We start from the raw sequence: 25,223 nt of genomic DNA on the forward strand, positions 1-25,223 counted from the left end.
CCTTCCTGATATTGCACCGCCCGATGCTGCGTTGCAGGATGGCGCCCTTTGTCGGGGGGAAGGGCATGCAGCGTCTCGCCATGGCGGCGGCTCTCGCCGTGCTGTCGGTGTCGGCCGAGGCCGATGCGGTGGTCGGCAGCTGGAACATCGAGCATCTGGGCTGGAACAATGACAAGCGCGTCGACCTGGTCGCCCGGGTGGCCGATCACTTCGACCTGCTGGCGGTGCAGGAACTGATGGACCCGGCGGCGCTGGGACGGCTGGAGCGTGCCCTCGAGGCGGTCTCGGGCGAGCCCTGGTCGGCCATGGCCAGCCACGCGCTGGGGCGTGGCCGCTACCAGGAGCATTACGGCTTCCTGTGGCGGGAGGCCGAGGTCGAGTACCTCGACGGGGCGGTGGTGTTCCTCGACCCTGGCGACGTGTTCGCCCGGGAGCCCTATTCGGCGCGGTTCCGCGACCGCCAGAGTGGCGAGGCCTTCGTGGCCGCCTCGGTGCATGTGGTCTACGGCGAGGGGGTCGACGACCGCCTGCCGGAGATCGCCGCCCTGGCCGATTACTGGCAGTGGCTCGCCGAGGCCCATCCCGACACTGCCCGCCTGCTGATGGGCGACTTCAACCTGCCGGCGGACCATGAAGCCTGGGCGCCGCTGCGTGCGCTGGGCGCGGTGCCGGCCCTCGCCGACCAGGCGACCACCCTGTCCAACGCCGATGGGCGCTACGCCAGCCGCTACGACAACATCTGGTATCGCCCGGACCGCCTGAGTCCCGCCGACCTCGGCATGGTCCGCTTTCCCGCCCTGGTGGGCCTCGACCATGCGAGGGCCCGGGATCGCGTCTCGGACCATGCGCCGGTCTACCTGGCCCTGCACGGTGGCCGCCTGGCGAGCCTGGCCAGTGACGCCGCCGCCGTGATGGCGGCCCGCTGCATCGATCTCAACGCCAGCGCCCCGGCCGAGCTGGAGACCCTGCCCCATGTCGGCCCGGCGCGGGCCGCGGCCATCGTCGCCGGCCGCCCCTGGCACGACGCCGCCGAGCTGACGCGCATCCGCGGCATCGCCGGCGCACGGCTCGCCGAGATCCGCGGCAGCGGCCGGCTGTGTGAGTCCTGAGGGCGTCTGGCGGCGCATGCGCTCAACCCTCGCCCGGGGTAGGCTCGGCACGCCGGCCGAGCCAGTGTCGGTGGTCGAGCCGCCAGATGAGTCGGAAGCCCTTGAGCAGCAGGGCGAGCATGGCCAGGGGCAACAGCAGGGTCCGGAACAGGAACAGCGCCATCAGGGTCAGCATGGCGGTGATCGACCCCTCCACCCGGCCGGAGAGGGCCTCGAGGCTCGCCGCGTCGCGCAGCGAGGCGAGCCGCGCCGTCAGACCGGACAGCCAGCCCTCGTCCGGCTCGCCCCTCAGGGCCTGGCGGGTCTCGGCGATGTCCGCCTCTAGGCCGTCCAGTCGCCCGGCGAGGCGGCGCTGCGCCTCGCGGATCTCGTCCCGCCGCTCGCGCTGCGCCTCCAGACGTCCCTCCAGGCGCGCCTGGGCGGCATCCTCGTGGAAGACGTTGAACCGCTCGACGAGCCCCATCTGGCCCTCGTGGCGCGCCAGCTCGGTGCTGGCCCGGCCCACCGCGGCCCTGGCCGTCCCCAGGCGCTGGCGACCCTCGGCCCGCTCGGCCGCCAGCCGCTGCCTGTCCGCCTCGAGCCCTGCCAGGCGCTCCTCGAGCGCGTCCCGGGAGCGTTCGTCCAGGACGGCGCGGCCCTCCAGCCCGGCGATATCGCTGGCCAGATCGTCGACGGTGGCCATGTTGGCCTCGGCCCGGGCGTCGATGACCGCCTGGTCGACCAGGCCGTTGAGCAGCATGGCGACGACGAACAGGAAGCGGGCGAGCGAGGCCAGCAGGAAGGCCTTGAGGAAGACGGGCGCATGGCGTCCCCCTCGCAGCAAGAGGCTGAGGACCAGCAGCAGGCCGCTCAGGGTCAGCAGCAGCTTGAACGCCTCGGTGGAGACGATCTCGACCAGCACCTTCTGGGTGACCAGGGAACCGATCGAGAGCTGCATGACATCCGCGTAGTCCTCGACCAGGTCGTTCAGCGGGTCGAGCACCTCCAGCGGCTGGGTGCTGGCCACCCCGACGCCCACCTCGGTGGATTGCAGCACCGAGATGCCGCCGTTGAGGGCCCGGGCGGTGGCGAAGGCGGCCAGGGCCTGGACCATGGCGGCATCGACGTAGGCCTCCGTGCGGCGGTCGGCGGTATCCAGCCAGGACATCAGCACCATGGCGGCGGCCATGAGGCAGAGGACGGCCGTGCGGGGCCGGGGCGAGGGTCTGTCCATCGTGGTTTCCTGCCTGTCGTGCCTTGAAGGGGTGGACGCGGGCGCCGGCGTGCGGGACGCGGGGCCGCGGCGATGGCGATCACTGTGGCGCGCCGGCGGGGGCGGCGCAAGCCGGGGCAACGGCCATCGGTGGCGGGGATGGCCATGACCTTTGCGCCTTGGCCGCCACCCGGTAGAATGAGGCGACTTTCCCCGGGCCTGTCGGCGGGTGCGTCCCGTGCCGGCGGGTTGACGTGTTCGGCTGCCAGCCAGCCCAGCTGCAAGGATTCCGAGCTGCATGAGCTATCAGGTTCTGGCCCGCAAGTGGCGGCCGCGTACCTTCCATGAACTGGTCGGCCAGGAGCACGTCCAGCGCGCCCTGGTCAACGCCCTCGACCAGGGTCGGCTGCACCACGCCTACCTGTTCACCGGGACCCGCGGCGTGGGTAAGACGACGCTGGCGCGGATACTGGCCAAGTGCCTGAACTGCACCGCGGCGGGGCGGGGCGACGAGGGCGTGACCTCCACCCCCTGCGGCCAGTGTCCCAGCTGCCAGGCCATCGACCAGGGGCGCTTCGTCGACCTGATCGAGGTCGACGCCGCCTCCCGCACCAAGGTGGAGGACACCCGCGAGCTGCTCGACAACGTGCAGTACGCGCCCACTCAGGGGCGCTACAAGGTGTACCTCATCGACGAGGTGCACATGCTCTCCACCAGCAGCTTCAATGCGCTGCTCAAGACTCTGGAAGAGCCGCCGCCCCACGTGAAGTTCCTGCTGGCCACCACCGACCCGCAGAAGCTGCCGCCCACGGTGCTGTCGCGCTGCCTGCAGTTCACCCTCAAGCACATGCCGCCGGAGCGTATCGTTGGCCACCTCTCCACGGTGCTCGCGGCCGAGGCGGTGCCCTTCGAGGAGAGCGCCCTGTGGCTGCTGGGCAAGGCGGCCGAGGGCTCGATGCGCGATGCCATGAGCCTCACCGACCAGGCCATCGCCTTTGGCCAGGGTGAGGTGCGCCATGCCGACGTGGCGGCCATGCTCGGCACCCTGGATCATCGCCACGTGCTGGCGCTGCTCGAGGCCCTGGCCGAGGTCGATGCCGCCCGGGTGCTCACCGAGGTGGCGGCCCTGGCCGAGCAGGGCCCGGATTTCGCCGGCGTGCTCGACGACGTCACCGGCGTGCTGCACCGCCTGGCCGTGGCCCAGATGGTGCCCGAGGCCCTGGACAACGGTCACGGCGACCGCGACTCGCTGCTGGCGCTGGCCGGCCGTTTCACCGCCGAGGACATCCAGCTCTACTACCAGATCGGCATCCAGGGACGTGGCGACATGGCCCATGCGCCGGACCTGCGCACCGCCCTGGAGATGACCCTGCTGCGCATGCTGGCCTTCCGGCCCCAGGGCGTGCCCAAGCCGGCACAGACGCCGCTGCCGTTGCGCGGAGACCCCGGCACGCCGCCGACAAGCCAGGGCGAGGATTCGGCCAGTGCGCCGCCGGCCCCCCAGGCCGTGCCCGACCCGGCCGCCGCGGCGTCGGCGTCTGCTGGGCCGGCCCCCGAGGCGACGGCGCCGGCCCCGGCACCCGAGGCGACGGTGCCTGCACAGGCGCGCCCGAAGTCCGAGCCGCCGGCCGAGCCCCCGCCGCCCCGGGAGCCCGCCGAGGCGACACCGCCGGCGGACTCGCCGAGCCCGGCGGCCGGGGCGCCGGTGGTGGAAAGCCCGGTCGCCGAGACGCCGCTGGTGCAGGCTCCGGCCGACGCGACGTCGGCGGTGGAGACGCCGGCGGTGGAGACGCCGGCGGTGGAGACGCCGGCGGTGGAGGCCCCGGTCGCCGAGCCGTCGACCCCGGAGTCGCCACCAGAGAGGCCCGCCGCAACGCCGAGCCGCGAGCCGGTCCTGGCCCCGGAGCAGGAAGCGGGCGAGCTTACCCATGATGCCTGGCTGCATGGCTTCGATGCGCTGGGGCTGTCGGGGCTGACGCGCAACCTGGCGGCGCATTGCGTGGTCGAAGCCGATGACGGCAGCGAGCTGACGCTCCGGCTCGATCCTTCCCAGGCGGCCATGCAGGCCGAGGTCCATGTGGAGCGCATCCGCGAGGCCCTGGCGGCGGCGGGGGTCGAGCGCCGCCTGACCATCGCCGACGGCCCGCTGCCCGAGGACGTCGAGACGCCTCGCCAGCGCGCCGACCGCCTCGCCGCCGAACGTCACGCCCGGGCGGTTGAAGCCCTGCAGGCCGACCCGCAGATACAGAAGTTGCAGCAGACCTTCGGGGCACGCCTGATCGAGGCCAGCGTCAAGCCCGCCGACGCGCCGGCACGCCCCTGACCGGTCATCACCACGAGCCGATGCAAGACCATTCAATCGAGAGGATACCGCCATGATGAAGGGTGGAATGGGCAACCTGATGAAGCAGGCCCAGGAGATGCAGGAAAAGATGCAGAAGGCCCAGGAGGAGGTCGCCAAGGCCGAGGTCCAGGGCGAGGCCGGCGCCGGCATGATCAAGGTGACCATGAACGGCCGCCACGACGTGATCAAGGTCGACATCGACCCGAGCGTCATGGAGGAGGACAAGGAGCTCCTCGAGGACCTGCTCGCCGCGGCGGTCAACGACGCCGTGCGCAAGGTCGAGGCCAGCTCCAAGCAGATGATGGAAGAGGCCACTGCCGGACTGAACCTGCCGCCGGGCTTCAAGATGCCCTTCTGACTCGGCTGAAGCCGGCTGCGCTTGTAACCTCCGTTTTTTCGAGGATGTTTGCCTTGCCTGATCATCGCTCGCCCGAGTTTCAGCCAGAGCCAGTGAGACGCTGCCAATGAGCTTTTCCCCCCTGGTCGAGCGACTCATGGAGTCACTCCGGGTGCTGCCCGGCGTCGGCCCCAAGACCGCCCAGCGCATGGCCATGCACCTGCTCGAGCGTGACCGTGACGGCGGCCGGCGGCTGGCCGAGGTGCTCGGCGTGGCCCTCGAGGAGGTCGGCTACTGTCGGCGCTGCCGGACCCTGACCGAGGAGGCCGTCTGCGCGCTCTGCGAGAGCGCGCGGCGTGATGACGCCGTGCTGTGCGTGGTGGAGTCCCCCGCGGACCAGCTCGCCATCGAGGAGGCGGGCGGCTACCGGGGGCGCTACTTCGTGCTGCACGGTCACCTCTCGCCGCTGGACGGCATCGGCCCCGAGGACATCGGCCTCGACCAGCTCGAGGCCCGGGTGGCCGAGGGTGGCGTCGCCGAGGTGATCCTGGCCACCAACCCCACCGTGGAAGGGGAGGCCACCGCCCACTACATCGCCGCCCAGCTCGCGTCCCAGGGCGTGACGCTGTCGCGCCTCGCCTACGGCGTGCCCATGGGCGGCGAGCTCGAGTACGTCGATGGCGGTACCCTGAGCCGCGCCTTCACCGGTCGCCTGCCCTTCCAGGGCGAGTGACCGCCGTCCACCATCCCCCGGAACCCCGCATGCCCCTGACCCCCGAGATTCGCTGGATCGATACCCCCGAGGCCCTCGACGCCGCCTGTGCCGAGGTGGCCCGGGCCGACGTCATCGCCCTGGACACCGAGTTCTTTCGCGAGCGGACCTTCCATCCCGTGCCGGCGTTGATCCAGTTCTGCGCCGGCGGTCCGGCGTACCTGGTCGACCCCCTGGAGGTGGCCTGCACGGAGGCCTTCCGGCGCCTGCTGGCCGAGGGCCCGCTGAAGCTGCTGCATGCCTCCAGCGAGGACCTGGAGGTCCTCGCCCACTGGGCCGGGGGACCGGTCGCGCCGCTGGTGGATACCCAGATCGCCCAGTCGCTGCTCGGCGAGGTGCCCGCCATGGGCTACCAGAAGCTGGTCGAGTTCTGGGTCGGCGAGACCCTGCCCAAGGACGAGACGCGCTCCAACTGGTTGGAGCGGCCGCTCTCCGAGGCCCAGCAGACCTATGCCGCCCTGGACGTGGTCTACCTGCTGGACGTCTGGGCCGGCCAGCGCGAGGCGCTCATCCGCCATGGCCGACTGGCCTGGTTGGAGGAGGACTGTGCCGAGCTGCTCGCCCAGGTGCGCAGCGACGAGGCGGATGGCCAGTGGTACCTGCGCCAGCGCCAGCTGTGGCGGCTCTCGCCGCGCCAGATCGAGGCCTACCGCCGGCTGACCGCCTGGCGCGAGGGCGAGGTACGTCGCCGCGATCTGCCGCGCAGCTGGCTGGTCAGCGACAAGCTGCTGTACGCCATCGCCGAGCGGATGCCCGAGAACCGCCATGAGCTGGCCGGGGTGGAGGGCGTCAAGCCGCCGCTGGTCAAGCGCGAGGGCGATAGCCTGCTGGCGCGGGTCCGCGAGGCGCGCCACGCCGAGGCCGACAGCCTGCCGGCGGCGCCGCTGTCGCCGCTGGACCCGGCCTTCAAGAAGCGCCTCAAGGCCATGAAGAAGGTGGTCGGCGCCGAGGCCGAGGCTCTGGGCGTGGCCCCGGAGGTGCTGCTGCGCCGACGCGAGCTGGAGGCCCTGGCCAGCGCGCAACTCAAGGGCGAGCCCCTGCCGCTGCCCACCGGGTGGCGTGGCGAGCGGCTCGCCGATGCCCTGGAACGTGCCCTTGGCGAGGTGGGGGAACCCGCATGACGACCATGAACGGCAAGCTGCTGTGCGAGATCTTCAAGAGCGCGCGGCATGACGAGATGTACCTCTACGTGGACAAGCGCCGTGGCCTCAAGGACGTGCCCGAGGCACTGCTCGAGCGCTTCGGCAAGCCGCTGTCCGCCATGACGCTGATCCTCACCCCGGACAAGCCCCTGGCCCGGACCCGCGCCGCCGCGGTCATGGCCGCCATCGAGGACAAGGGCTTCTACCTGCAGATGCCGCCGGCCAAGGAGGACTACCTGCTGGATCTCTATCGCACCCCCACCGAGGCCCGCTACTAGTCTAGCGCGCCCGCTGCCGCGCGTGGTCCATCGCGCCCGATGCCGCGCGAACCACGCGGGGTCGTGTTCGACGCCGCGCAGGAGAGAACATGAGAGAACGGTTCTGGGAGCGCTTCCCGCTGGAGGCGCTCACCGAGGAGGAGTGGGAGGCGCTCTGCGATGGTTGCGGCCAGTGCTGCCTGCTCAAGTTCCAGGACGACGAGGGCGACCTGGCGGTGCTCAACGTCGCCTGTCAGCTGCTGGATATCGGCAGCTGCCGCTGCAGCGACTACGACAACCGCTTCGCCAGGGTGCCGGACTGCCAGCAGCTGACTCCCGAGCGCATCGACGACTTCCGCTGGCTGCCCGGCTCCTGCGCCTATCGCCGCCTGGCGGAAGGGCGCAAGCTGGCCGGCTGGCACCCGCTGATCTCCGGGGACCCCGAGCGGGTCCATCGCAAGGGCATCAGCGTGCGCGGCTTCGCCGTCTCCCAGCGGGACGTTCCCGAGGAAGAGCTCGAGGACCATATTATCGCCATCCTGCCCATCGACGGCTGAGGTCGCCGCCCATCAGGCGTCCCGGCCCTCCACCCCCAGCGCCCAGAGGATGAAGGCGTCCTGGCGGGCATTGTCGTGCCAGCTCTTGAAGCGCCCCGAGGCGCCGCCGTGGCCGGCCTCCATGTCGGTGCGCAGCAGGGTGGGGCGATGCTCGGGGCCGTCGTGGGCCAGCGCCAGCTCGGTGAGACGGGCATAGAGCTTGGCCGGCTCCCAGTAGGGCACCCGGGTGTCGTGCCAGCTGCCCTGGAGGAACACCGGCGGCCAGGGGGCATCGGGCAGGTTGTCCAGCGGCGAGTAGTCGTGGATGCGGCGCCGGGCGGCCGGGTCCTGGGGGTTGCCCCATTCGCTGTACTCGGCGGTGGTCAGCGGCAGGTCGGGATTCTCCATGGTGCGCAGCACGTCGACGAAGGGCACGTCGAGCACCGCGGCGCAGAAGCTCTCCGGCGCCAGGTTGAGGCTGGCGCCGACCAGGAGTCCCCCGGCGCTGGCCCCGTAGGCGACGATGCGCTCGCCGTCGCTGACGCCCTTGGCGACCAGGGCGTCGCGGGCGGCCAGGAAGTCCTGGAAGCTGTTGGCCTTGTGCTCCAGCTTGCCGGCCAGGTACCAGGGCTCGCCACGATCGCCCCCGCCCCGCACATGGGCCACCGCGAAGGCCACCCCGCGGGCCAGCAGCTCCAGGCGGGCCACCGAGAACCAGGGGTCGAGGACCTCGCCGTAGGCGCCGTAGCCGTAGAGCAGGGTCGGCAGCGGGTGGCCCACCAGGTCGGCGCGCATCACCACCGAGACCGGGATGCGCTCGCCGTCGTGGGAGCGGGCCCAGAGCCGCTCGCAGGCGAGCTGGTCGGGCTGCAGGTCACCGTGCACGGCCTGGCGCTTGAGTTGCCGGCGGCTGCCGTCGTCCAGGTCGATCTCCGCCCAGGTCACCGGCAGGGTGAAGGACTCCTCGCGCAATCGCAGGCGTCGCGTGTCGAAGTGGGGAGCATCGCCCAAGGCCAGGCTGCAGGGCGTCTCGGGCATCGGCAGGCGTTCGTCGCGCCGGCACTCGTGTCGCTCGTCGTACTCGAGCACCCGCAGCCGCACCTGGGCCTGATGGTGATCCCGCTCGGTGGCCACCAGCCCCCAGGCGAAGGCGTCGATGCCCTCCAGGGTGGTGTCGGCCCGGTGGGCGATCAGCCGCTCGCCCTCGGCGTCGGGACGGGCCTCGTCGACCCGGTCGAGACAGAAGTGCGGGGCCTGGCGGTTGTGCAGCACGTAGAAGTGCCCCGGACGGTGGTCGACGGCGTACTCGACGCCGTGCTCCCGGGCGCGAAACAGGCGCGGCGGTGTGTCCGGTGCCCGGGCCGGAACCAGTTGGACCTCACTGGTGTCCTTGGATGCGGACTCCAGCATCAGCCAGGCCCGGGAGCGGGTCTTGCCGAGGCCCAGCCAGAACTCCGGATCGTCCTCCCGCAGCACCAGCACCGGGTCGCCGCCGGGGCGGGGAAGGCCGGCGTCCAGGGCGAGGCACAGCCGCCAGATGCTCTCGGGGCGCTGGGTGGCATCGAAGCGGGTGAACAGCAGGGTGGCGCCGTCCTCCGCCCAGCACAGTTCGGGGCCGATCGCCTCGAGCAGCACCGTCGGCTCGCCGTCGGGCAGCCGCCTGAGCTGCAGGGTGAAGGTCTCGTCGCCGCGGGTGTCCTCCGTCCAGGCCAGCCAGGCCTCGTCGGGGGACAGCGCCATGTCGCCGACCTCGTAGAAGGCGTGCGCCCGGGAACGGCTCTCCAGGTCGAGGAAGGCCTCGGCGGTCTCGGGCTGGCCGTTGGGATGGCGCCACCACACCGGATGATCGGCATCCACCGCCGTCTCGCTCCATACCGTATAGTGGTCGAGCGCCGTCGGCAGGCCCCGGATGGCCAACTCGCGACGCGCCAGGTGGCCGTGGTAGAGGCGCTCGGTCAGGTCGTCCAGGGGGGCGAACCAATGCCGCGCCTGGTCATTGGCGGCCTCGAGGAACGCCGGCACCCGGGGGTCGTCGCGGTTCTCCAGCCAGTGCCATTCGGGGTCGTCCCGTCGCCGGAAGTGGGGGATGGGAGATGAGATGAGGGGCGTCGGGACGCGGTCCCGGTCACTAGGTGGCTGTGCTTTCATGGTGCGGGATGTACCATACTCAGTGTGAATTCAACAACGTGCGGCCTGTGAGGCCGTGAAGACGAGGTACCGATGCTGATTTCGGATTCGATGTCCCTACTATGGCTGAGCTACGCGCTGCTGTCGCTGGTGGTCCTGGGGACCGGCTACCTGGGCCTGGCCTTCCTGCCGCGCCTGCCCCGCCTGATGATCACCTGGGCGGTCGCCGGGGTGATGTGGGTGCCGGCGAGCTTCCGGCTGCCGCTGATGGAAGAGGGGGAATTCTACACCGGTCTCGCCCCGGCCGTGGTGGTGGCCGGCCTGGCCTTCCTCGAGGGCGATGTCGGGGCCATGGCGCCGGCCCTGCTGCTGGTCGCCGTGGCGGCGGGTCTCGGGACCCTGGTCGGTCTGCTGCTGTGGCGCCGCGGTCGCCACACCGTGCGGCCGGCCGGGCGTGACGCCAGGCGCGACGACGCGGACGCGTCGGCCCCACGGGGCCGCCAGGGTGGCGGCGACGAGCGACGGGAGCCGGTGATCGGCTAAGGAACCTCGATGGGCAAAGCGGGGCGGTACTGGAGGCGAGCCGCGGGGGCAGCGCTGCTGGGGCTGGCCTGTCTGCTGGGCATGGTGACGACGGCCCCGGCCCAGGCGCCGGAGGAACGGCCGGACGTGCGCGTGGTCGTCGATGTCTCCGGCAGCATGCGCACCAACGATCCCGATCGCCTGGCGGTGAGCGCCATGGACCTGCTGGTGTCGCTGCTGCCGGAAGGCGTGAGCGCCGGGGTCTGGACCTTCGGCGAGACGGTCGACAATCCGCTGCCGCTGGGGGAGGTCTCGGAAGACTGGCGGGAGCGCGCGCTGTCCCTGCCGCCGGCGCTCCAGGAGTATCAGCAGTACACCGATATCGAGGCCGCGCTGCGCCAGGCCGCCGGGGCCGAGGCCAACGGCTGGCGCCACCTGATCCTGATGACCGATGGCGTCATCGACCTGTCGCCGTCCCGGGGGGCCAAGCCGGCCATCGACCGCCGGTCCCGGCAGCGCCTGGTGGAGGAGCTGGCGCCCGCGCTCGCCGACCAGGGCGTGGCCATCCATGCCATCGCCTTCTCCGACGAGGCCGACCTGGCCCTGGTCGAGCGCCTGGCCCAGCTCACCGGTGGCCTGGCCAGCGTGGCGACCTCCCCGGACGGGCTGCTCGGCGCCTTCCTGGACATCATCGAGCGCATCTTCCCCGCCGACCGGCTGCAGCTGGAGGAGGGGCGCTTCCTGGTGGACGACGGGGTCGAGAGTCTCTCCGCGTTGATCTTCCACGACCCCGGCGCCTCCCCACTGACCCTGGTGGCCCCCGATGGCAGCCGCTACCGGGCCGAGACGGCGCCGGACGCGGTGCGTTGGCAGGTGGAGCCGCGCTTCGACCTGATCCGCATCCCGGACCCGGCGCCCGGGGAGTGGCGCCTGGAGGGGCCGGTGGGCGAGAAGAGCCGGATCAGCGTGAGCTCGCCCTGGCACCTGCGCATCGCGCCGCTGCCGGCCACCCTCTACCAGGGCTTCGCCGTGCCGGTGGAGGCCTGGTTGGCCCGGTCGCCCGGCGCCGAAGCCCCTCCGACCACCACCCTGACCGCCAGCCTGCGCGACCTCGACGGCGAGGTGCAGGCCTCGGTCACCCTCGAGGCCGATGACCAGGGGCGTTATCGGGGGCGGCTCCCGGCGCCGGCCCTGACCGGCAATGCCCGGCTGGTGATCCGGGCCGAGGGCGAGGGCTTCGCGCGCCAGCGCAGCCAGGCGGTGAACGTGCTGCCGGCCATCGGCGTCGCCCACGACCCGGCCGCCGGTCGCGTGGTGCTGGTCGCCGAGCATCCGCGTCTCAACCGCGACAATACCGCGATCCGGGGAGACCTGCGCGGCGAGCGCCTCGAGGCCGAGGCGGTGGGGGAGGCCCGCTGGCACCTGCCGCTGCCGCCGCTGGACGAGGCGCTCAGCCAGCCGCTGCTGCTCACGGCGACCCTCACCCTGGACGGGGAGACCCGCGAGCTGCGCCTGCCGCGCCTGATCCTCAACCCCGACGCCCGGGTGGGCATCGGCCGGGCCGACATGGCCGGCCCGACCCTGGCCGCCGAGCGCTTCGGCGCCGCGGACGACGGGGCCGAGCCGGCCCGCCCCGAGCCCAACCTCGCCGACCGCTTCGTCGAGGCCGTCAATGCCGCACCGGCCAGGCTGCGCGACTGGTGGCAGGCCGGCCGGCCAGGCCTCGAAGGGCTGGCGGCCCGCTTCCGCGACGACCCGCGCCTGTGGGTCGGCCTCACCCTGGCGGTGCTGTCGCTGCTGGTCCTGCTCCTCTGGCGTCGCCGGCGCCGCCGTGCCGTGACCCATTCCCGGGAGGAACCGCATGTGTGAACTGCTGGGCATGAGCGCCAACGTGCCGACCGATATCTGCTTCAGCTTTACCGGTTTCCTGCATCGTGGCGGCGGCACCGGCCCGCACCGCGACGGCTGGGGTATCGCCTTCTACGAGGCCGGCGGCTATCGCGACTTCCGCGACCCGCATCCTTCCGTACACTCGCCCATCGCCCGGCTGATCTGCGACTACCCGATCAAGTCGCATATCGTGATCAGCCATATCCGCCAGGCCAACGTCGGCCCGGTGCGCCTGGCCAACACCCATCCCTTCACCCGGGAGATGTGGGGCCAGCCCTGGTGCTACGCCCACAACGGCCAGCTCGGCGGCTGGGAGCCCCTGCCGCTATCCTTCTATCGGCCGGTGGGCGACACCGACAGCGAGCATGCCTTCTGCTGGCTGATGGGCGAGCTGCGCCGCCGCTTCCCGGAGCCGCCGGCGGCCCGTCACGAGCTGTGGCAGCACCTGCATGCCCTCTGCGAGCGATTGCGCGGTCTCGGCGTGTTCAATCTGCTGCTCGCCGATGGCGACTATCTCTACACCTTCTGCTCCACCAAGCTGGCTCACATCACCCGTCGGGCGCCGTTCGGCAAGGCGAGCCTCTCGGATGCCGAACTGGCGGTGAATTTCGCCGAGCACACCACCCCCGACGACGTGGTCTCGGTGATCGCTACCGAGCCGCTCACCGACAACGAGGACTGGGTGCGCATGCAGCCCGGCGAACTGCTGGTCTGGCGAGGCGGCGAGATCCAGGGGCATTATAAAACGTAAGTTTCAATCGTTCGTTTTACAGCGTAGAAGCCGCTGGTATAGGGTAGGCCCAGAACAACAAGGATCGACCGCAAGGTCGAACACAGTGTGGAGAATGCCATGAGCGAGCAAGCGAGCCCCGCCATCCTCAGCGGCCCGGCGCTGGAAGACGCCGAGGCCTATTCGTCGGTGATGGATGTCTTCCATGCCTCCATCCGGCGCTTCGCCGACAAGCCGGCCTTCAGTTGCATGGGCCAGACCCTGAGCTATGGCGAGCTCGACCGTCTGTCCGGCGACTTCGCCGCCTGGCTCCAGCACGAGACCGACCTGGAGCCCGGCGATCGCATCGCCATCCAGTTGCCCAACGTGCTGCAGTTCCCGGTGGCGGTGTTCGGCGCCCTGCGCGCCGGCATGGTGGTGGTCAACACCAACCCCCTCTACACCGAGCGGGAGATGGCCCACCAGTTCAAGGATGCCGGGGCCCGGGCCATCGTCATCCTCGCCAACATGGCCGACAAGCTCGAGCACGTGCTCGAGCGCACCGACATCGAGCACGTGGTGGTGACCCAGCTCGCCGACCTGCACGCCTTCCCCAAACGCCAGCTGATCAATGCGGCGGTCAAGTACGTCAAGAAGCTGGTGCCGGCCTATCGACTGCCGGGGGCGCTGGCCTTCCGCGACGTCCTCGAGCGCGGGGCGGGGCGCGAGCATCGCGAGGTCGCTCGCGAGGCCGAGGACATCGCCGCCCTGCAGTACACCGGAGGCACCACCGGGCTCGCCAAGGGCACCATGCTGACCCATCGCAATCTGGTGGCCAACATGCTCCAGGCCCGCCAGGCGATCGGCCAGGGACTCACGGACGGCGAGGAGATCATCATCGCGCCACTGCCGGTCTACCACATCTATACCTTCACGGTGAACTGCCTGTTCATGATGGAGACCGGCAACCACACGGTGCTGATCACCAATCCCCGGGACCTGGATGGCTTCGTCAAGGAGCTGAAATCGCTGCGCTTCACCGGCTTCGTGGGGCTCAACACCCTGTTCAATGCCCTGTGCAACCGCGAGGACTTCCGCCGGCTGGATTTCTCCTCGCTGCACCTGACCATCTCCGGCGGCATGGCCCTGACTCGGGCCGTGGCCCAGCGCTGGGAGCAGGTCACCGGCTGCCCGGTGGCCGAGGGCTATGGCCTGACCGAGACCTCGCCGATCGTCAGCTTCAACCCCGTCGACGCCATCCAGCTCGGCACCATCGGCCGGCCGGTGGCCGGCACCTCGGTGAAGGTCGTGGACCTGGAGGATCGGGCGCTGCCTTGCGACCAACCCGGCGAGCTCTGCGTCAAGGGCCCCCAGGTCATGAAGGGTTACTGGAACCGCGATGAGGAGACCGCCAAGTCCATCGATGACGAGGGCTGGTTCCGTACCGGCGACATCGCGGTCCTCCAGGAGGATGGCTATATCCGCGTCGTCGACCGCAAGAAGGACATGATCCTCGTCTCGGGCTTCAACGTGTATCCCAACGAGATCGAGGACGTGGTGGCCATGCACCCGGGGGTGGTGGAGTCGGCCGCGGTGGGCGTGCCGGACGACGACAGCGGCGAGGCGATCAAGCTGTTCGTGGTGGCCCGGGACCCGGACCTCGATGGCGAGACCCTGCGCCGCTGGTGCAAGAACGAGCTCACCGCCTACAAGGTACCGCGCTTCGTCGAGTTTCGTGACGAGCTGCCCAAGACCAACGTGGGCAAGGTACTGCGCCGCCAGCTTCGCGACGAGGACCAGCACGATGATCGGCAGCAGGCCGAAGCCTGAGGCAAGGCCACGAATCGAGGGCCGGTGTCAGCCGGACTCGGGGCTGGTCCGTCGACAGCTCTACGAGGGGGCGCTGTAAACCCTTCCCTGGGCGCTACCGACGCCCTGCGGCGCTCTCGCATCCCGCTCCGCTTACAGGGCCGGTGCTGGCCATCCATGGCCAGCCCGTTCGGAGCCGTGCTCCTCACCCATGGCGTAGGACCCCCTCTTCGACCTGTCCCCGGCGCCCCTCGTTGCCCTCCTTCGGTACGGTGCCGATTAGCCGCCGCCTCTCTCCCGGCGTTACAATGAACGACCCGCATCGCCTCCTCGGTGCGGGTTCCTTCGTCGCCATTCCTGATCGATCATCGGAGCCCTCGAGTCCGCCGTGAGTACCCTGACCCAAGCCCCCGACGTGCCTTCCTCCGATGCCGCCGCCCTGGATGCCCTGCAAGGCGAGCTCGAAGGCGTGCTGTTGCGCGACGCCCCCCGGCTGGAAAAGCGGCTCGCCGGCCTGACCCGGCGCTGCCGCCAGGGCAAGCCCGTGGACCGCGGCCTGGCCGAGGTGCGCCGTGACATCGAACGCTCCCGGGCGAAGGTGGAGGCCCGGGCATCGCGCCCCGTGCGCCTGGCCTACCCGGAGGAACTCCCGGTTGCCGAGCGGCGCGAGGACATCCTGGCCGCGCTGCGCGACCATCAGGTGGTGGTGGTGGCCGGCGAGACCGGCTCGGGCAAGACCACCCAGCTGCCCAAGCTCTGCCTGGAGCTGGGTCTCGGCCGCCGCGGCCTCATCGGCCACACCCAGCCGCGGCGCCTGGCCGCCCGTTCGGTGGCCAACCGGCTGGCCGAGGAGATGCAGGTGCCCCTGGGGCAGCAGGTCGGCTATCAGGTGCGCTTCACCGACCAGACCGATGACGCCACCCTGGTCAAGCTGATGACCGACGGCATCCTGCTGGCGGAGACCCGCCACGACCCGGACCTGACCCGCTACGAGGCGATCATCATCGACGAGGCCCACGAGCGCAGCCTCAACATCGACTTCCTGCTCGGCTACCTCAAGCGGTTGCTGGCCCGGCGCCCGGATCTCAAGGTGATCATCACCTCGGCGACCATCGACGTGGAGCGTTTCGCCGAGCACTTCGCGCTGCCCGACGAGGAAGGCACGCCTCGTCGAGCTCCGGTGGTCGAGGTCTCGGGGCGCACCTACCCCGTGGAGGTGCGCTACCGGCCGCTGATCCGCGATGCGGAGGACGAGGAGGACCGCACCCTCCAGGAGGGCATCCTGCATGCCGTGGAGGAGATCGAGGCCGTCGAGCGCGAGCAGCGCTGGTTCCATGGGCCCCGGGACATCCTGGTGTTCCTGCCCGGCGAGCGCGAGATCCGCGAGACCGCCGACACCCTGCGCCGCGCCGACCTCAAGGGCACCGAGATCCTGCCGCTCTACGCCCGGCTCTCCAACGCCGAGCAGAACCGCGTCTTCGCCCCCCATCCCGGGCGGCGCATCGTGCTCGCCACCAACGTGGCCGAGACCTCGCTCACCGTGCCCGGCATCCGCTACGTGATCGATCCGGGCCTGGTGCGCATCAGCCGCTACAGCTACCGGGCCAAGATCCAGCGCCTGCCGGTGGAGCCGGTCAGCCAGGCCAGCGCCGACCAGCGCAAGGGGCGTTGCGGCCGGATCGCCGAGGGCGTGTGCATCCGCCTCTACGACGAGGAGGACTACCTCGGCCGGCCCGCATTCACCGACCCGGAGATCCGCCGCACCAACCTGGCCTCGGTGATCCTGTCGATGCTCTCGCTCAAGCTCGGTGACATCGCGGCCTTCCCTTTCGTCGACCCGCCGGACTCGCGCTTCGTCACCGACGGCTTCCGGTTGCTCTTCGAACTCGGGGCGGTGGACGAGGGCCAGCGCATCACGCCGCTCGGGCGCAAGCTGGCCCGCCTGCCCATCGATCCGCGGCTCGCCCGCATGGTGCTCGCCGGGGCCGAGCAGGGCGGCCTGCGCGAGGTGCTGGTGGTGGTCTCGGCGCTGGCCACCCAGGACCCCCGCGAGCGCCCGGCGGACAAGCGCGAGGCCGCCGACCAGGCGCATCGTCGCTGGCAGGACCCCGACTCCGACTTCGTCGCCCTGCTCAACCTCTGGCAAGGCTTCGAGGCCGCCCGCGAGGAACTCTCCGGCAATCGCCTGCGCCGCTGGTGCAAGGATCACTATCTCAACTACCTGCGCCTGCGCGAGTGGCACGATACCTTCCGCCAGCTGCGCCAGCTGCTGCGCGACATGGAGATCGAGGTGCCGCCGCCGGCGCCGGTCGCCGACGCCACGGACGCGGATCCCCAGGCGGCGGCCCAGGCCCGGCGCGAGAACGCCGCCCGGCTGCACCAGGCCCTGCTGCCGGGGCTGCTCTCGCACCTGGGGACCTTCCTGGAGAATCGCGAGTACCAGGGGGCGCGCAACCGCAAGTTCATGATCCATCCCGGCTCGGGGCTGGCCAGGAAGACGCCCAAGTGGGTGATGGCCTTCGAGCTGGTGGAGACCTCCCGGCTGTTCGCCCGTACCGTGGCCAGGATCGACCCCGCCTGGATCGAGCCGCTGGCCGGGCACCTGGTCAAGCGCAGCTACAGCGAGCCCCACTGGGAGCTGAAGCGTGCCCAGGTGGTGGCCTTCGAGCAGGTGACCCTGTTCGGTTTGCCCATCGTCGCCCGGCGCAAGGTGCACTTCGGGCCGATCGATCCGGCACAGTCGAGAGAACTCTTTATCCGCCGGGCTCTGGTGGAGGGCGAGTTCAAGACCCGCGGCGAGTTCTTCGCCCACAACCGGGCCCTGGTCGAGGAGGTCGAGGACCTCGAGGACCGTGCCCGCAAGCGCGATATCCTCGTCGACGAGGAGGCGCTGTTCGACTTCTATGACGCCCGGCTGCCCGAGGACATCGTCAACGGCAAGGGCTTCGAGGCCTGGCGCAAGCAGGCCGAGCGCGAGGATCCGGATATCCTCAAGTTCGACCGCCAGGCGCTGCTCGCCCGTGAGGCCGAGGAGGTCACCCAGGCGCAGTATCCCGATGAGCTGGTGCTGAACGGGGTGCGCTATCCGCTGAGCTATCATTTCGCCCCGGGGGCCCCGGACGATGGCGTGACCCTGACGGTGCCGGCGGCCATGCTGCCGCAGCTGCCCCTGGCGCGACTGGAGTGGCTGGTGCCGGGGCTGTTGCGCGACAAGTGCATCGCCCTGCTCAAGTCGCTGCCCAAGTCGATCCGCCGCCAGGTGGTGCCGATCCCCGACTGGGTGGACGCCGCCCTGCAGACCATGGCCCCCGACGAGACGCCCCTGACCGAGGCGCTCGGCGAGTTCCTGCGACGCAAGACCGGGGTGCGCCTGCATCCCGACGACTGGCGCCTGGACCAGCTCGAGCCCCACCTGGTGATGAACCTGCGCGTGGTCGACCACGAGGGCCGCGAGCTCGGCCAGGGCCGTGATGCCCGGGCGCTGGAGCGGCGCTTCGAGGCGGCGGCCGGGGAGGGCGCCCGGGCCCTGGCCGCCGAGGCCAGCGAGGCGGAGGCGTTCGAGACCCTGCCCGAGACGCCGCTGCCGGAATCGCGAGTCACCACCCAGGCCGGCATCCGCGTCGAGGCCTATCCGGCGGTGGTGCCGGAGGGCGAGGCCCTGCGCGTCGAGCTCTACGACCATCCCGACAAGGCTCGGGAGGCCCATCGCCGCGGGGTGGTCCGGGCGGCGATGGCCCGCTTGCCCGATCAGGTTCGCGCCATCGAGCGCCTGGCCGGCCTCAAGCCCTGTGCGCTGCTGTTCGCCAGGGTGGGGACCCAGCGTCAGCTCACCGAGGACGTGGTGGCCGCGGTCTTCCAGCAGGTGGTGGCGGTGGACCCCCTGCCGCGTTCCCGTGAGGCCCTGGAGGCCCGCCTCGAGGCCACCCGCGCCGAGCTGGTGCCCCGGGCCGAGGCCCTGATCGAGACCCTGAAACAGGCGCTGGAGGGGCACCTGGCGGTGACCAAGGCGTTGAAGGGCAACCTGAATCTTTCCCTGGCGCTGGTATACAGTGACCTCAAGGTCCAGATGCAGCGCCTGGTGCATCCGGGTTTCGTCTGCGAGGCGGGCGACTGGCTGGCGGAATACCCGCGCTATATGGAGGCCGCGCAGATCCGGCTGGAGAAGGCGCCCCGGGAACGCCTGCGTGACCAGATGCACATGCAGGAGGTGCAGGACTTCGAGGCACGCCTGGCCGCCCGCCGCGACAGCGAGCGCCGCGGCGAGGTCGAGGATCCGGCGCTGGTCGAGTTCGGCTGGTGGATCGAGGAGCTGCGTGTGTCGCTCTTCGCCCAGCAACTGGGCACCCGGATGCCGGTCTCGGCGAAGCGCCTCGAGAAACGCTGGGCGGAACTCACCGGCCGGGCCTGATCGTCGCGACAGGCCGGGCGACTGGCTCGACGCGCCAGGGAGACGACGTATGACCGATGTGGTAATCAGCGGCACGGGCCTCTATACCCCTCCCCATGCCATCGACAACGCGGCCCTGGTGAGCGCCTTCAATGCCTGGGTCGACGCCGAAAACGCGCGGCGCCGCGCGGCCGGTGAACCGGCGACCCTCGAGCCGTCGAGCGCTGACTTCATCGTCAAGGCCTCGGGGATCCATAGCCGCTACGTGCTGGATGCCGAGGGCATCCTCGACCCCGAGCGCATGCGCCCCCGGCTGCCGGCGCGGGACAACGACAGCCCGTCCATCCAGTGCGAGATGGGCCTCGCCGCCGCCCGCCAGGCCCTGCAGGCGGCGTCGGTCGCCGCCGGCGACATCGACCTGGTGATCGTCGCCTGCTCCAACCTGGAGCGCGCCTATCCCGCCGTGGCCGTGGAGCTGCAGGCGGCGCTGGGGGCCGGCGGCCATGCTTTCGACATGAACGTGGCCTGCAGCTCGGCCACCTTCGCCATCGAGACCGCGGCCAACGCCATCCGCGCCGGCGGGGCGAGCCGCGCCCTGGTGATCAGCCCCGAGATCTGTTCGGCACACCTCAACTTCCGGGACCGCGACAGTCACTTCATCTTCGGTGATGCCTGCACGGCCATCGTGCTCGAGGACGACGCCCTGGCCACGGCCGAGGCCCGCTTCACGGTGCTCGGCACCCGGCTCACGACCCGTTTCTCGAATGCCATCCGCAACAACGCGGGCTTTCTCGACCGCGTCACCGATAGCGACCCGCTGGCGGCGGACAAGCTCTTCGTCCAGGAGGGCCGGCGCGTGTTCAAGGAGGTCTGTCCCCTGGTGGCGACCCTGATCGTCAAGCACCTCGCCGCGCTCTCGCTGTCGGCGGATGACCTCGGCCGGCTCTGGCTGCACCAGGCCAACCGCCACATGAACGACCTCATCGCCCGTCGCGTGCTGGGCCGCGAGCCCGCCCCGAGCGAGGCGCCGATCATCCTCGACCGCTACGCCAATACCAGCTCGGCGGGCTCGATCATCGCCTTCCACCTGCATCGCGACGACCTCGAGCGCGGGGAGGTCGGGGTGGTGTGTTCCTTCGGCGCGGGCTACAGTGCCGGCAGCGTCGTGGTGCGGCGACGCTGACGCAAGGACACAGGACCAAGTGCAGGGAGACCACTGACGCAATGACCCCATCATTTGCCAACCGCAAGGCCGGTGCGGCGCTGCTCGCCGTGGCCTTGCTCTCGGGCTGTGCCTCCACGGCGAGCAGCCGGCAGGCCCAGCCGGAGGATCCCTGGGAGGGCTTCAACCGGCAGGTGTTCGCCTTCAACGATACCCTCGATCGCTATGCCCTGAAGCCGGCGGCCCAGGGCTATCGTTTCGTGACGCCGGATCCGGTGGAGACCGGGGTGGGCAACTTCTTCGCGAACCTGGGCGAGCTGCGCACCACCCTCAACAGCCTGTTGCAGGGCAAGCCCGGCAACGCCGGCATCGCCACCGGCCGCTTCTTGGTCAACTCCACCGTGGGAGTCCTGGGACTGTTCGACGTGGCCTCGCACATGGAGCTGGTGGGGCGCGAGGAGGACTTCGGCCAGACCCTGGCGGTGTGGGGCGTGGGCGAGGGGCCCTATGTGGTGCTACCGCTGCTGGGACCGAGTACGGTACGTGACACCGCCGGCCTGCCGGTGGATTCCTATACCTACCCGCTGACCTATGTTGAAGAGGACAAGGTGCGTCTTTCCTTGCGTGTCCTGGATGCGATCGATACGCGGGCGGGCCTTCTCGACCAGGAGCGGTTGATCCGCGGGGATCGCTACAGCTTCATCCGTGACAGCTGGCTGCAGCGACGACGCTTCGAGGTCAATGATGGCGAGCTGGGCGAGGACCCCTTCGCCACCGACGAGTTCGATTTCGATGATGACGCCTTCGCCGAATGAGGCCATGACGGGATGCCAGTTGCCAACGAGCTGATTGGACTGATCGATGCCCCCGGGGCGGAGCGCGATGCCCTGGCCGAGACCATCGCCAAGGATGGCCTGGCGGTGGTCGCCGTGGAGCGGCCGGACCAGTTGCCGGCCACGGCCTCGCTGGCGGTGGCCCGCTCCCGGATCGTGCCCCGCAGCGAGTGGGCCGCCCTGGCCAGGCGGCTGCCGACCCTGGTGGTCAGCGACGATCGACAGGACAGCGACCTGCTCCAGGCGGTGGATGCCGGCCTGGTGGACTACGTCATCGAACCACTTCGTCATGGCCACCTGCTGCGCCGGATCATTCGCCGGGTCATCGAGGTCAACCGCCTCGCCGAGGAACGGGAACACGACCGTGCCCGCCTGGCCGAGCTCAACGAGCGCCTGGAGACCCACCTGGCCATGCTGCGCATGGACCAGCAGGCCGGTGGCCAGATCCAGCGCAAGCTGCTGCCGCCGCGGCCCCAGACCGTGGGCGGGGTGACCTGCGACTACTGGTTGGCGCCGTCGCTGTACCTGTCCGGGGATTTCCTCGACTTCCAGCGCTTCGACGATCGCTATACCCTGTTCTATTTTGCCGACGTCTCCGGTCACGGGGCCTCGTCGGCCTTCGTCACGGTGCTGCTCAAGTACCTCTCCAATCGCTGGCAGAACGAGTGGGATGGCCAGGCCCCCGAATGCCTGGCGCCGCGCTGGCTGGCGGCCCTGAACCGCGAGCTGCTCGACACGGGGATCGGCAAGCATGCCACCCTGTTCGTGGGTGTCATTGACCGGGAGCGCCGCTATCTGCACTATTCGCTCGGCGCCCAGCTGCCCATGCCGCTGCTGGTGGTCGACGGCGAGGTCCGGCCCCTGGCCGGGGAGGGCATGCCGGTGGGGCTCTTCCCGCATGTCGAGTACCCCCGACTGGGCTGCCCCTTGCCCGCGACCTTCCGTCTCTGCCTGTGTTCCGACGGGATCCTGGAATGCCTGCCCGGCGAGACCCTCGACGCGCGGCTGCGGGAGCTCGAGCGACGGGTGTTGGCCAGCGACACGGTGGCGGAGTTGAGGGAGAGTCTTGCCCTGGGCAAGATGGAAGACGATGATGACCTTATCGCCGAACACGCCCCTGGCCATGAAGAGCTGCCCGACGACCTGACGATCATGATGTTGAGCGGATTTGGCAATGATAATGCATGAAGGCCGCATCAAGGCGGCGTTCGATTCCGGGGTGTTCGTGCTCAAGCTGTGCGGTGACGTGCGGCTGACGCTGTGCGCGACCCTGGACAGCCAGGCCCAGCGGCTGGCCGAGACCCCCGGTCTCGAGGCCGTGATGGTCGACCTGCGCGAGGCCACCAACGTCGATTCCACCGCCCTGGGCTTTCTGGCCAAGGTGGCCATGGCGCTGCAGGGCCGCCTGGAGCATCCGCCGACCATCGTCGTCGACAATCCCGACGTCCAGCGCATGCTCGACGTCATGGGCTTCGCCAACTACTACACCCTGGTGGAATCTCCCATCACCGAGCCCCACGAGCTCCGGGAGCTGCCGGAGGTGCCGGCCGACGAGGAGGGCATGCGACAGCGCATCCTCGAGGCCCATCGCATCCTGATGCACATGAACGAGCACAACCGCGAACAGTTCCAGCCGCTGGTCGAGATGCTCGAGGCCCAGGAGGCCGCTTCGCACCGCGACTGAACCGCCACCGACGCCGCATCGAACACGGGGAGACGCCGACGGCGTCTCCCCGTGTTCGTCAGGCCTGGCGCAGTTCGCCCAGCAGGGCCTCGAGCCGGCGCTGGTCGGCCATGAACTTGCGGATGCCCTCGGCCAGCTTCTCGGTGGCCATGGCATCCTCGTTCAGCGCCCAGCGGAACTCCGCTTCGTCCTGGGGCTCGGGGGGACGGGTCTCGGCGTCCAGGGGCGCCAGGCGCCGCTCCAGGGTGCCCTCGGTCTCGGCCAGCTCGCCGAGCAGGGCCGGCGAGATGGTCAGGCGGTCGCAGCCGGCCAGCGCCTTGATCTCGCCGCTGTTGCGGAAGCTGGCGCCCATCACGATGGTGTCGAAGCCATGCCCCTTGAAGTGCTCGTAGATGCGCCGGACCGACTGGACGCCAGGGTCGCGGTCGCCCTCGAAGTCGGCCTCGGGGTCCTGGGCCTTGTGCCAGTCGAGGATGCGGCCCACGAACGGCGAGACCAGCGTCACGCCGGCGTCGGCACAGGCGCGGGCCTGGACGAAGCTGAACAGCAGCGTGAGGTTGGTGTGGATGCCCTCGCGCTCCAGCACCTTGGCCGCCTGGATGCCTTCCCAGGTGGCGGCTACCTTGATCAGGATGCGCTCCGGGCCGACGCCGTGGCGGCCATAGCGTTCGATCAGCGAACGGGCCCGGGCCAGGGTGCCCTCGGTGTCGAAGGACAACCGGGCACTGACCTCGGTGGACACGTAGCCGGGCACCAGGGCGCTGATCTCGCTGCCGACCTCCACCGCCACGGCATCCAGGGCGTCATCGATGTCGGTGGCGTGGCGGGCGATCTCGGCGAGCCGGGCCCGCCGGCCCTCCTGCTGGGCGGCCTGCAGGATCAGCGAGGGGTTGGTCGTGGCGTCGGTGGGCGAGAAGCGGCGAATCGCCTCGAGGTCGCCGGTATCGGCCACCACGGTGGTCATGCGCTTGAGTTGCGAAAGCAGGTCGTCTGCCATGGGTGGGGTGTCCTCCGTGTCGTCTGCCTTTCACTCTACCAAGGCCGCATGGGCGAACATAGACGGTGACGGCATCCGCGCCGGATTCGCGTTATCATTAGCTTCCTATCGGAAATCCTGTCGGAGGCGCCTTGACCCTCAATGCCCGACGCGTGGCCCTGCTGGTGGCCGCCAACACCGCCCTGGCCCCCTTTGCCATCGACGCCTACCTGCCGGCCATGCCGGCCCTGGCCGAGGCCGTGGGTGCCAGCATCCACCATACCGAGCTCTCGATCAGCGTCTTCCTGTTCGGCTTCGCCCTCGGCCAGCTGACCGGGGGGCCGCTCTCCGATCGGCTGGGCCGCAAGCCCGTGCTGCTCGGCGGGCTGGTGATCTTCCTGCTGGCCAGCCTGATGCTGACCACGGTGGACAGCCTCGCCGAGCTGTTGGCCTGGCGCCTGGTCCAGGCACTGGGTGGCGGGGCCTGCGTGGTCAACTCGGCGGCGATCGTGCGCGACTGCTTCAGCGGCCGGGAGGCCGCCAAGGTGATGTCGACCATGGCCATGATCATGATGCTGGCCCCCCTGGCGGCGCCGGCGGTGGGCAGCGGCCTGCTGTACCTCGCCGACTGGTGGTTGATCTTCGTCTTCCTGGCGGTCTACGCCGCCTTCCTGCTGTGGCTGATGGGCTCGCGCCTGCCCGAGACCCGCGCGCCGGATGCGCCGATGGCCTCGCCCCGGCAGGTGCTGCGCAACTACGCCAGCGTGCTGCGCCACCGCGAGGGAATGGGCTATGTGCTCGCCGTGGCCGCGACCTTCGCCGGCATGTTCGCCTTCATCACCGCCTCGCCGTTCCTGTACATCACCCACTATGGCGTGTCGCCGGCGGTCTACCCGGTGGTCTTCGGGGCCAACGTGGTGGTCATGGCCGGCTCGAACCGCGTCAACATCCGCCTGCTCAAGCGGCGCACCCCCCAGCAGAACATGCGTCTGGGGCTCGGCGTGCAGTTCGTCGTGGCGCTGTCCCTGGTGGCGCTGGTGGCGACCGGACTCGACTCGCTGGTCACCGTGGTCCCGCTGATCATGCTGTTCATGGGCATGGTGGGCCTGATCACCCCCAACGCCATCGCCTCGCTGCTCGAGCACTTCAGCCACATGAGCGCCACCGCCACGGCGCTGCTGGGCAGTATCCAGTTCACCTGCGGGGCCCTGGCCGGCGTGGTGGTGAGTGGCTTCGAGATCGACAGCGCCTGGCCCATGGTGTTGACCATGCTGGCCGTGTCACTGGCCGGCAACCTGGCCCTGCGGGGGCTGGCGGGGCGCGCCGGGAGGGGCTCGTCCTCGCCGGTCGAGAGGGCCGAGGGGGAGAGCTGACGGGGGAGGGAGCTCGCTGTCATGAAGTTGTCATTTTCGTGGGGCATCTTGTGACTCGCGAA

At 70.4% G+C, this 25,223-nt stretch carries 20 protein-coding genes; 17 read left to right on the plus strand and 3 right to left on the minus strand.

The features are described 5' to 3' along the window. Positions 1–65: 65 nt before the first annotated feature. Positions 66–1,109 carry an endonuclease/exonuclease/phosphatase family protein gene (locus FHR97_RS01240; protein WP_183381949.1) on the plus strand — a complete coding sequence of 348 codons (1,044 nt, stop codon included), beginning with the start codon at positions 66–68 and terminating at the stop codon, positions 1,107–1,109. A gap of 22 nt (positions 1,110–1,131) precedes the next feature. Here FHR97_RS01240 and FHR97_RS01245 read toward each other — a convergent pair whose 3' ends face one another. After that, the gene (locus tag FHR97_RS01245; protein ID WP_183381950.1) at positions 1,132–2,322 is read right to left on the minus strand and encodes a hypothetical protein; all 1,191 of its coding nucleotides are present in this window, start codon (positions 2,320–2,322) and stop codon (positions 1,132–1,134) included. A 277-nt stretch (positions 2,323–2,599) separates the two neighbouring features. On the opposite strand from FHR97_RS01245, the gene dnaX reads away from it, so the two are divergent. The 6 genes from dnaX to FHR97_RS01275 all read left to right on the plus strand — a co-directional run bounded on the left by dnaX (position 2,600) and on the right by FHR97_RS01275 (position 7,710). Next, positions 2,600–4,624, plus strand: a complete 2,025-nt coding sequence (gene dnaX / locus FHR97_RS01250) for a DNA polymerase III subunit gamma/tau (RefSeq protein ID WP_183381951.1) — start codon at positions 2,600–2,602, stop codon at positions 4,622–4,624. Positions 4,625–4,676: 52 nt separating this feature from the next. Further along, positions 4,677–5,003, plus strand: a complete 327-nt coding sequence (locus FHR97_RS01255; protein WP_126482235.1) for a YbaB/EbfC family nucleoid-associated protein — start codon at positions 4,677–4,679, stop codon at positions 5,001–5,003. 106 nt (positions 5,004–5,109) lie between these two features. Next, entirely contained in the window at positions 5,110–5,715 is a 606-nt protein-coding gene (recR, locus tag FHR97_RS01260; protein ID WP_183381952.1) for a recombination mediator RecR, read from the plus strand. Between the two features lie 29 nt (positions 5,716–5,744). Beyond that, a complete protein-coding gene (gene rnd / locus FHR97_RS01265; protein WP_183381953.1) occupies positions 5,745–6,875 on the plus strand; it encodes a ribonuclease D in 1,131 nt (376 codons plus the stop codon). Further along, the gene (locus tag FHR97_RS01270) at positions 6,872–7,174 is read left to right on the plus strand and encodes a YcgL domain-containing protein (RefSeq protein ID WP_183381954.1); all 303 of its coding nucleotides are present in this window, start codon (positions 6,872–6,874) and stop codon (positions 7,172–7,174) included. Before rnd ends, FHR97_RS01270 begins: the two co-directional genes overlap by 4 nt. A gap of 89 nt (positions 7,175–7,263) precedes the next feature. Beyond that, a complete protein-coding gene (locus FHR97_RS01275) occupies positions 7,264–7,710 on the plus strand; it encodes a YcgN family cysteine cluster protein (protein ID WP_183381955.1) in 447 nt (148 codons plus the stop codon). A 12-nt stretch (positions 7,711–7,722) separates the two neighbouring features. On the opposite strand, the gene FHR97_RS01280 is transcribed toward FHR97_RS01275, so the two are convergent. Continuing rightward, on the minus strand, positions 7,723–9,837 hold the full coding sequence (locus tag FHR97_RS01280) for a S9 family peptidase (RefSeq protein ID WP_183381956.1): 2,115 nt from the start codon (positions 9,835–9,837) through the stop codon (positions 7,723–7,725). Between the two features lie 72 nt (positions 9,838–9,909). Here FHR97_RS01280 and FHR97_RS01285 point away from each other — a divergent pair, with 72 nt between their 5' ends. From FHR97_RS01285 to FHR97_RS01325, 9 genes are all read left to right on the plus strand, one after another. After that, positions 9,910–10,359 (plus strand): hypothetical protein, encoded by a 450-nt coding sequence (locus FHR97_RS01285; RefSeq protein ID WP_183381957.1) that lies wholly within the window; start codon positions 9,910–9,912, stop codon positions 10,357–10,359. A gap of 9 nt (positions 10,360–10,368) precedes the next feature. After that, entirely contained in the window at positions 10,369–12,207 is a 1,839-nt protein-coding gene (locus FHR97_RS01290) for a vWA domain-containing protein (protein WP_183381958.1), read from the plus strand. Beyond that, positions 12,200–12,979 carry a class II glutamine amidotransferase gene (locus FHR97_RS01295; protein ID WP_183381959.1) on the plus strand — a complete coding sequence of 260 codons (780 nt, stop codon included), beginning with the start codon at positions 12,200–12,202 and terminating at the stop codon, positions 12,977–12,979. Before FHR97_RS01290 ends, FHR97_RS01295 begins: the two co-directional genes overlap by 8 nt. A 99-nt stretch (positions 12,980–13,078) precedes the next feature. Next, on the plus strand, positions 13,079–14,767 hold the full coding sequence (locus tag FHR97_RS01300) for an AMP-binding protein (RefSeq protein WP_183381960.1): 1,689 nt from the start codon (positions 13,079–13,081) through the stop codon (positions 14,765–14,767). Between the two features lie 367 nt (positions 14,768–15,134). Beyond that, on the plus strand, positions 15,135–19,154 hold the full coding sequence (gene hrpA / locus FHR97_RS01305; RefSeq protein WP_183381961.1) for an ATP-dependent RNA helicase HrpA: 4,020 nt from the start codon (positions 15,135–15,137) through the stop codon (positions 19,152–19,154). A 49-nt stretch (positions 19,155–19,203) separates the two neighbouring features. Next, the gene (locus FHR97_RS01310) at positions 19,204–20,316 is read left to right on the plus strand and encodes a beta-ketoacyl-ACP synthase III (RefSeq protein ID WP_183381962.1); all 1,113 of its coding nucleotides are present in this window, start codon (positions 19,204–19,206) and stop codon (positions 20,314–20,316) included. Between the two features lie 41 nt (positions 20,317–20,357). Beyond that, complete coding sequence (locus FHR97_RS01315; RefSeq protein ID WP_183381963.1) at positions 20,358–21,110, plus strand: MlaA family lipoprotein; 753 nt, start codon at positions 20,358–20,360, stop codon at positions 21,108–21,110. Positions 21,111–21,122: 12 nt separating this feature from the next. Next, positions 21,123–22,316 (plus strand): PP2C family protein-serine/threonine phosphatase, encoded by a 1,194-nt coding sequence (locus FHR97_RS01320; protein WP_183381964.1) that lies wholly within the window; start codon positions 21,123–21,125, stop codon positions 22,314–22,316. Further along, positions 22,303–22,812, plus strand: a complete 510-nt coding sequence (locus tag FHR97_RS01325) for an STAS domain-containing protein (protein ID WP_183381965.1) — start codon at positions 22,303–22,305, stop codon at positions 22,810–22,812. Before FHR97_RS01320 ends, FHR97_RS01325 begins: the two co-directional genes overlap by 14 nt. 58 nt (positions 22,813–22,870) lie before the next feature. Here the strand turns inward: FHR97_RS01325 and tal are convergent, their stop codons facing one another. Next, a complete protein-coding gene (gene tal, locus FHR97_RS01330; RefSeq protein ID WP_183381966.1) occupies positions 22,871–23,809 on the minus strand; it encodes a transaldolase in 939 nt (312 codons plus the stop codon). A 131-nt stretch (positions 23,810–23,940) separates the two neighbouring features. Here tal and FHR97_RS01335 point away from each other — a divergent pair, with 131 nt between their 5' ends. Then, entirely contained in the window at positions 23,941–25,161 is a 1,221-nt protein-coding gene (locus tag FHR97_RS01335) for a Bcr/CflA family multidrug efflux MFS transporter (RefSeq protein WP_183381967.1), read from the plus strand. Positions 25,162–25,223: the final 62 nt, after the last annotated feature.

The sequence above is a fragment of the Halomonas stenophila genome (assembly GCF_014192275.1).
In the GTDB taxonomy this organism is placed as follows: domain Bacteria; phylum Pseudomonadota; class Gammaproteobacteria; order Pseudomonadales; family Halomonadaceae; genus Halomonas; species Halomonas stenophila.

Bases quoted from the DNA above. Each gene is read 5' to 3' on its own strand.
- FHR97_RS01285 (WP_183381957.1), top strand. From the start codon at position 9,910: ATGCTGATTTCGGATTCGATGTCCCTACTATGGCTGAGCTACGCGCTG.
- FHR97_RS01270 (WP_183381954.1), top strand. From the start codon at position 6,872: ATGACGACCATGAACGGCAAGCTGCTGTGCGAGATCTTCAAGAGCGCG.
- FHR97_RS01310 (WP_183381962.1), top strand. From the start codon at position 19,204: ATGACCGATGTGGTAATCAGCGGCACGGGCCTCTATACCCCTCCCCAT.
- dnaX (WP_183381951.1), top strand. From the start codon at position 2,600: ATGAGCTATCAGGTTCTGGCCCGCAAGTGGCGGCCGCGTACCTTCCAT.
- FHR97_RS01255 (WP_126482235.1), top strand. From the start codon at position 4,677: ATGATGAAGGGTGGAATGGGCAACCTGATGAAGCAGGCCCAGGAGATG.
- FHR97_RS01275 (WP_183381955.1), top strand. From the start codon at position 7,264: ATGAGAGAACGGTTCTGGGAGCGCTTCCCGCTGGAGGCGCTCACCGAG.
- FHR97_RS01245 (WP_183381950.1), bottom strand. From the start codon at position 2,322: ATGGACAGACCCTCGCCCCGGCCCCGCACGGCCGTCCTCTGCCTCATG.
- FHR97_RS01280 (WP_183381956.1), bottom strand. From the start codon at position 9,837: ATGAAAGCACAGCCACCTAGTGACCGGGACCGCGTCCCGACGCCCCTC.
- FHR97_RS01290 (WP_183381958.1), top strand. From the start codon at position 10,369: ATGGGCAAAGCGGGGCGGTACTGGAGGCGAGCCGCGGGGGCAGCGCTG.
- rnd (WP_183381953.1), top strand. From the start codon at position 5,745: ATGCCCCTGACCCCCGAGATTCGCTGGATCGATACCCCCGAGGCCCTC.
- FHR97_RS01300 (WP_183381960.1), top strand. From the start codon at position 13,079: ATGAGCGAGCAAGCGAGCCCCGCCATCCTCAGCGGCCCGGCGCTGGAA.
- FHR97_RS01240 (WP_183381949.1), top strand. From the start codon at position 66: ATGCAGCGTCTCGCCATGGCGGCGGCTCTCGCCGTGCTGTCGGTGTCG.
- FHR97_RS01315 (WP_183381963.1), top strand. From the start codon at position 20,358: ATGACCCCATCATTTGCCAACCGCAAGGCCGGTGCGGCGCTGCTCGCC.
- FHR97_RS01320 (WP_183381964.1), top strand. From the start codon at position 21,123: ATGCCAGTTGCCAACGAGCTGATTGGACTGATCGATGCCCCCGGGGCG.
- recR (WP_183381952.1), top strand. From the start codon at position 5,110: ATGAGCTTTTCCCCCCTGGTCGAGCGACTCATGGAGTCACTCCGGGTG.
- FHR97_RS01325 (WP_183381965.1), top strand. From the start codon at position 22,303: ATGATAATGCATGAAGGCCGCATCAAGGCGGCGTTCGATTCCGGGGTG.
- FHR97_RS01295 (WP_183381959.1), top strand. From the start codon at position 12,200: ATGTGTGAACTGCTGGGCATGAGCGCCAACGTGCCGACCGATATCTGC.
- tal (WP_183381966.1), bottom strand. From the start codon at position 23,809: ATGGCAGACGACCTGCTTTCGCAACTCAAGCGCATGACCACCGTGGTG.